The sequence below is a fragment of the Streptomyces huiliensis genome, from assembly GCF_020037025.1.
GTDB lineage: Bacteria > Actinomycetota > Actinomycetes > Streptomycetales > Streptomycetaceae > Streptomyces > Streptomyces huiliensis.
Genome location: NZ_JAIQLH010000416.1, coordinates 1 through 5,844 on the forward strand (window position 1 = coordinate 1; position 5,844 = coordinate 5,844).

The window sequence follows — 5,844 nt, forward strand, 5'->3', positions numbered from 1 at the left end:
CCGGCCGCCCGGCCGCCCGCGCCCCCCGCGGGCCCGGGAACACCGGGCGCTCCGCGGACCGCTGGGGCGGGGTCTACAGCGCCACCGAGTACGAGGGCCTCCAGCGGGCCCTGCGCGGCGAGTACGTCGGCGTCGGCCTGTCCGTGCGCCGGGCCGCCGACGGGCGGATGGAGGTCGACGGCGTCGAGCGCGGCGGCCCGGCCGCCCGGGCCGGGATCGCCCCGGGGGACCGGCTGCGGACGGTGGACGGCGCGGAGGTGACCGGCCGGCCGGTCACCGAGGTCGTCGCCCGGCTGCGCGGCGGCCCTTCCGGCAGCGGTACGCCCGTCACCCTCGGCCTGGCCCGGGACGGGGGCCGGGAGTGGACGCACACCCTGCGCCGCGCGCGGCTGCGCACCCGGAACGTCGTCGCCGAGCGCTTCCGGGACGGGCCCGCCGCCGGCACCCGGATCAAGGTGGAGTCCTTCACCCACGGCACCGGGCGGCAGGTACGGGCCGCCGTACGCGGCGCGGGGCCCCGCGAGGGCGTCCTGCTCGACCTGCGCGGCAACTCCGGCGGGCTGGTCACCGAGGCCGTCACCAGCGCCTCCGCCTTCCTCGACGGCGGGCTCGTCGCCACGTACGACGTGCACGGCCGGCAGCGGGCCCTGCGGGCGCGCCCGGGCGGCGACACGAGACGTCCGCTCGTCGTCCTCGTCGACGGCGGCACCATGAGCGCCGGCGAGCTGCTGGCCGGCGCGCTCCAGGACCGGGGGCGGGCCGTGGTCGTCGGCTCCCGGACGTTCGGCAAGGGCTCGGTCCAGATGCCCAGGACGCTCCCCGACGGCTCGGTCGCCGAGCAGACCGTCGGCCACTGGCAGACCCCCTCGGGGCGGGCCGTCGACGGCCGCGGGCTCACCCCGGACCTGGTCGTCCACGGGGACGCCGAGCCCCGGGCCCGCGCGGTATTGAGTGGCCTCGGACCGGGGGCCTAGTGCGAGAATGACCGCACTATGGGAAAGCAGCAGAAGCAGCCCAAGGAACCCGGGCGCAAGCTCGTCGCGCAGAACAAGAAGGCGCGGCACGACTATCACATCATCACCACGTACGAGTGCGGCATGGTGCTGACCGGTACCGAGGTCAAGTCGCTGCGGCAGGGCCGGTCCTCGCTCGTGGACGGCTTCGTGCAGATCGACGGCGGCGAGGCGTGGCTGCACAACGTGCACATCCCCGAGTACGCCCAGGGGACGTGGACGAACCACAGCGCACGCCGCAAGCGCAAGCTGCTGCTGCACCGCGCCGAGATCGACAAGCTGTCCTCGAAGGCCGACGAGACCGGTCACACGATCGTGCCCCTGGCGCTGTACTTCACGTCGGGCCGCGCCAAGGTCGAGATCGCGCTGGCCAAGGGCAAGAAGGAGTACGACAAGCGGCAGACGCTGCGCGAGAAGCAGGACCGCCGCGAGTCCGACCGTGCCATCTCCGCCGCCCGCCGGCGTCAGCGCGCGCAGGCGCCCCGGTAGCTCCCCGGGGGGACCTCCCGGGAATGCGCTGGCACCGCTCCGCGTCGGTCACGTACGATGGGCAGCGCACGCCCCACCGCGGGTAGCACGTTGAAAAAACAACATGGGGATGATCGGTTTCGACAGCGGATGTCGAAGCAGGGGAAGCGAGCCGAGGAAGCGGCAATGATCTCGTAAACCATATGTCGCAACCAATAATCGCCAACACCAAGCGCGATTCCTTCGCCCTCGCTGCCTAAGTAGCGACTCGCGAAGTGTCAGCCCGGGGATGTTCCCGACCCGGATCCTGGCATCAGCTAGGGGACTAAACCACTAGGTCCGGTCACGGGACCTGGTGGGAAACCAAACAGTGACTGAGCCCGTCGGAGACTTGTCCGTGTGATCTCCGGGGCCGAGAAAATCGCAGCGGACTGCGCTCGGAGAAGCCCTGATTCCGCACCGTTGGACGCGGGTTCGATTCCCGCCATCTCCACTCCCCATGAAAAGCCTCCGACCTGCATGCACAGCAGCAGGTCGGAGGCTTTTTTCATGCCCGCCCGCGACCCTTGGCGAGGTCGCCCGGCATCAGTGTCGGAGATGTGACGTGCGTCACTCGCGACGGTCTCACCCTTTCAGACCGTAGAAGTGCAGGGGTGTGTTCGGCCGGAACCCGATGCGCGGGTACACGGGGGCTCCGGCGGCGGTGGAGTGCAGTGTCGCGCGGGTGAGGCCGGTGGCCCGGGCACCTTCGTGCAGTGCCTTCCGGGTGACCGCTTCGCCGTAGCCCTTGCGCTGCCACCGCGGGTCGGTGGCGACGAAGACGACGAACAGGCGGCCCTGCGCCTCGATCGTGGCGGCGCACGCCACCGGTTCGGTGCCGCGCAGGGCCAGGTAGGCGTGGATCCCGTTCTTCCAGAGCGCGGAGCCGGCCATGCCCTCGCGGGCGGCCTCCAGGGGGAAGCCGTACGCGCGTGACTGGAGGTCGGCGTAGGCCAGCAGGTGTTCGTCGGTGCGGACGCGGGTGAACGTCAGGTCGGGATGGTCCGGCTCGGGGAGGGGGAGGATGTCGCCGGCCATGCCCCTTCCGGGGAAGGCGTACCGGAGGCCGGCCCGCTCGGCGGCCGTCTCCAGCGCGGAGCGGGCCTCGTCGTCGAGGAGGTCTTCGAAGAGCCACAGGAAGCCCGGGTGCTTCTTGGCCCGCATGATGTCCGCCGCCTGGCCCAGGCGGTGCCCGATGGACTCCGCTCCCGCTTCCGGCTCGGTCAAGGTGACGCAGTTCCAGAACGCGAACCGGCTGTCGGCCCAGCGGACGGCGATGCCCGGCAGGTCGCGTACGTCCGCGTCGGGGGTGCGGTCGAGCACCATGGTCCGCCAGCCCGTGGTGAGTTGTCGTACCGATTCGATGGTCTCCGCGGGTACGGTCACGGTGCCTCCAAGTGGTGTCTCTGTGAGGGTGTTCGCTGTGCCGGAGCGGGGGATGCCGTAGGAGCGGCGTCCGAACCGCCACCACAGGGCGGCCAGGGCGAGAGCGGCCAGCAGGGCGACGGGGGTGTAGTTGAAGGTCTCCACGGTGACCGGGCTGGACTGCGGCAGCAGGAAGAGCAGCGATGCCCCGGCCGCCCAGATCACCGCCACCCAGCCGATCGGCCGGCTCCAGCGGCCCAGGTGCCAGGGTCCGGGGGTGAACCGGTCCCGGTGGTGCAGGCGGAGCAGTACCGGGATGGCGTAGGCGGGGGTGAAGCCCACGACGGAGATCGCGGTCACCGCGGAGAACGCCGTGGGGGAGTACAGGGACGGCAGGGCGAGGAGGAAGGCGACGGCGACGGCGAGCAGGACGGCGTGGGCCGGGACGGCTGTGCGGCGGGTGACCTTGCGCCAGTGTGCCGAGCCGGGCAGGGCGCCGTCCCGGGCGAAGGCGTAGATCATGCGGCTGGCGGCGGCGGTGACGGTGTAGCCGCACAGGAACTGCGCGACGATGATCACCAGCAGCAGTGCCTTCGCCGTCGCCACGCCCAGGGCGTCGAGGAGGATCTGCGCCACCGGCACCCCGGTCTCGCCGCCCAGCGTCCCGGCGTAGTCCTGGATCGCGAACAGCAGGGCGGTCAGCAGGATGCCGCCGGCGAGCCAGGACACCGCCACCGAGCGGACGATCCCGCGTGCCGCGGCCACGGACGCGCCGCTGGTCTCCTCGCTCAGGTGGGCCGAGGTGTCGTAGCCGGCCAGGGCGAAGCACGGCAGCAGCATGCCCAGCAGGATCACGTACACCGGGCTGGACCAGCCGGTGTTGTTCGTGAACTCGGAGAACACGAAGCCGGCCGGCTGGTGGTGGGAGGGGACGAGGGCCAGGGCGCCGATGATGACGACGGCGCCGGCCAGGTGCCACCAGGCGCTCAGGGAGGTCAGGACGTTCATCAGCCGGGTGCCGAGGAGGTTCAGGAGGGCGTGCAGCGCGAGGATGACCGCGTACACGGCCAGCAGGGATCGCGGTGTCGGCTCGTAGCCGAACTGGAGGTTCGCCCAGGCGGCGGTGAAGGTCGCGATGCCGTAGTCCTGGGCCGCGATCCCGCCGAGCAGCCCCAGCAGGTTGAGCCAGCCGGTGTACCAGCTCCACCGCTCGCCGCCGAGCCGGCCGGCCATGTAGTACAGGCCGCCGCTGGTGGGGTACCGGGAGGTGATCTCGGCCAGCGCCGCGGCCAGGCACAGCACCAGCGGGCCCACGGCGAGCCAGCCCCACACCACCACCGCGGGGCCGCCGCTGTTCAGGCCGTAGCCGAAGAGCAGCAGCGTCCCGGACATGATGGAGATGACCGACAGGGAGGCGGCGAAGTTGCCGAAGGCGCCCATCCGCCGGTGCAGTTGCTGCGTGTAGCCGAGCTCTTCGAGCAGGCGCTCGTCGTCGTCCGCCGGTTCGGACCGCCGCCGTGCACGTGCTGGTGTACGCATCGGGAATCGCAACGGACACCTCCCGTCGGGATGCCGTGGCGCGGCTGCCGTCCGACAGCCACCGCCGACGACGTGGGGCACCGTAGCAGTGCGGCCCGCGCGGGAAGAAGTGATCCCCTTGCCGTTCCGGGGAGTTGGGGGGCCGCGCGGGCGGATCGGTCCCCGTGTCTCCCCCCAACCCGTGTGAGGCGGCGGTCCCGGGTGGTTCCATGGCAGGAAGCAGCGCAACCGGAGGGCCCCGGAGGCCCTCTTCCAGAGACAGAGGGGGGTGGCGCCATGAAGAGGACCGTCCGAGCGGCCGCCACGGTCGCGGCCGGTGCGGGTGCGGTGCTGTTGGTGGGCGGTGCCGGTGCGTCGGCCGCCGACGAGCCCGTCCACGTGCTCGTCAACGGGGCGTTCGAGAACCGGCCCGGGGAACTGGTCGACATCGACGTACGGGGGGTCCGGGCGGGCGCCGCCGTGACCGCCCACTCGCCGGCCTTCGGACGGCCGGTGCGCCTCGCGCCGTACGGCGGACGGGCGCCGGACGCCGGGCGCGGGCACCACGCGCGGCCCGCCGTCGCCCTGACGGCGCGCCCCGGCGCGTACCCGCTGACCGTCCGGGTCGGCGGCCGGACCGTGGCCGAGGACCTGGTGCGGGTGCGGCTCCCGAAGCCGCCGGTGTTCCATGTGACGGACGGGGGCGGGGCGCTGCGGCCGGGGGAGCGGGTCGGCCTCTGGTACGACGATCTGTACCCGGGGGAGCGGGGCACCTCCTTCACGGTCCGTTCGCCGGTCTTCCCGGCGCCCGTGCGACTGGTCCACGATCCGCGGGGCAGCCACTGGAACAACCCGCGGATGTTCGGCGCCTCGGTGACGCTGCCGTCCGGCGCCAAGGACGGCACGTACAAGGTGACGCTCACCGGCCCGCGGGGCCGGGCGCTGCGTGAGACGCGGCTCGTGGTGCGCGCCGCCCGCCCGGGCGACGGCGACTACCTGGGCCGGACGCGCGGACCGGCCTTCTTCGCCGCCCCCGGCGGCCCCGACCGGGCCCGGACGGACGGGCACCGGGTGGGCGCCGGCGGGACGGTCAACGTCCTGTGGCGGGACGCGTCGCCCGACCCCGGCGAGGACGGCCGGCTGACGGCGACGTCCCCGGCCTTCGAGACGCCGGTCCCGCTCCGGCGCGACGAGAGCAAGGCGGGGGACGGCGACGACCCGCGCTACCTCGGCCCGGCGCGGATCCGGCGGGCGCTGGGGCCGGGGGCGTACCCGGTGACGGTGGTCAGCCATCACGGGCGGGTGCGGAGGACGGGGCACCTGCTGGTCACCGGCGGTGGTGGGGGTGCCGACGCAGGCGTCACCGGCAGCGGCGGGGGCGCGAGTTCCGGCCGGCGGCCGGGTCCCGCCGTCCGGGCCGCCGCCAGCGCGGGGGACGGCC

General features: G+C 73.3%; 4 protein-coding genes, 1 other RNA gene and 1 pseudogene. 4 read left to right on the forward strand and 2 right to left on the reverse strand.

What is annotated here, in order from left to right:
* From JNW98_RS34445 to ssrA, 3 genes are all read left to right on the forward strand, one after another.
* A partial coding sequence (locus tag JNW98_RS34445) for a S41 family peptidase (RefSeq protein ID WP_223772222.1) occupies window positions 1–974 on the forward strand: 974 nt, incomplete at its 5' end.
* 18 nt (window positions 975–992) lie between these two features.
* Entirely contained in the window at window positions 993–1,502 is a 510-nt protein-coding gene (smpB, locus tag JNW98_RS34450) for an SsrA-binding protein SmpB (protein ID WP_223772223.1), read from the forward strand.
* Between the two features lie 105 nt (window positions 1,503–1,607).
* Window positions 1,608–1,977: a transfer-messenger RNA gene (gene ssrA, locus JNW98_RS34455) on the forward strand.
* 128 nt (window positions 1,978–2,105) lie between these two features.
* On the opposite strand, the gene JNW98_RS36770 is transcribed toward ssrA, so the two are convergent.
* Both JNW98_RS36770 and JNW98_RS34465 read right to left on the reverse strand, forming a co-directional pair.
* Entirely contained in the window at window positions 2,106–2,846 is a 741-nt protein-coding gene (locus JNW98_RS36770; RefSeq protein WP_308015700.1) for a GNAT family N-acetyltransferase, read from the reverse strand.
* Window positions 2,847–2,942: 96 nt separating this feature from the next.
* A pseudogene (locus JNW98_RS34465) lies at window positions 2,943–4,424 on the reverse strand (amino acid permease); the annotation flags it as partial.
* 276 nt (window positions 4,425–4,700) lie between these two features.
* Between JNW98_RS34465 and JNW98_RS34470 the strand changes: the two are divergent.
* Window positions 4,701–5,844: hypothetical protein (locus JNW98_RS34470; protein WP_223772224.1), on the forward strand; the 1,144-nt coding region annotated here is incomplete at its 3' end.

What these genes read in the sequence shown, in the direction of transcription:
- smpB (WP_223772223.1), top strand. Translation starts at nt 993, where the DNA reads ATGGGAAAGCAGCAGAAGCAGCCCAAGGAACCCGGGCGCAAGCTCGTC.
- JNW98_RS36770 (WP_308015700.1), bottom strand. Translation starts at nt 2,846, where the DNA reads ATGGTGCTCGACCGCACCCCCGACGCGGACGTACGCGACCTGCCGGGC.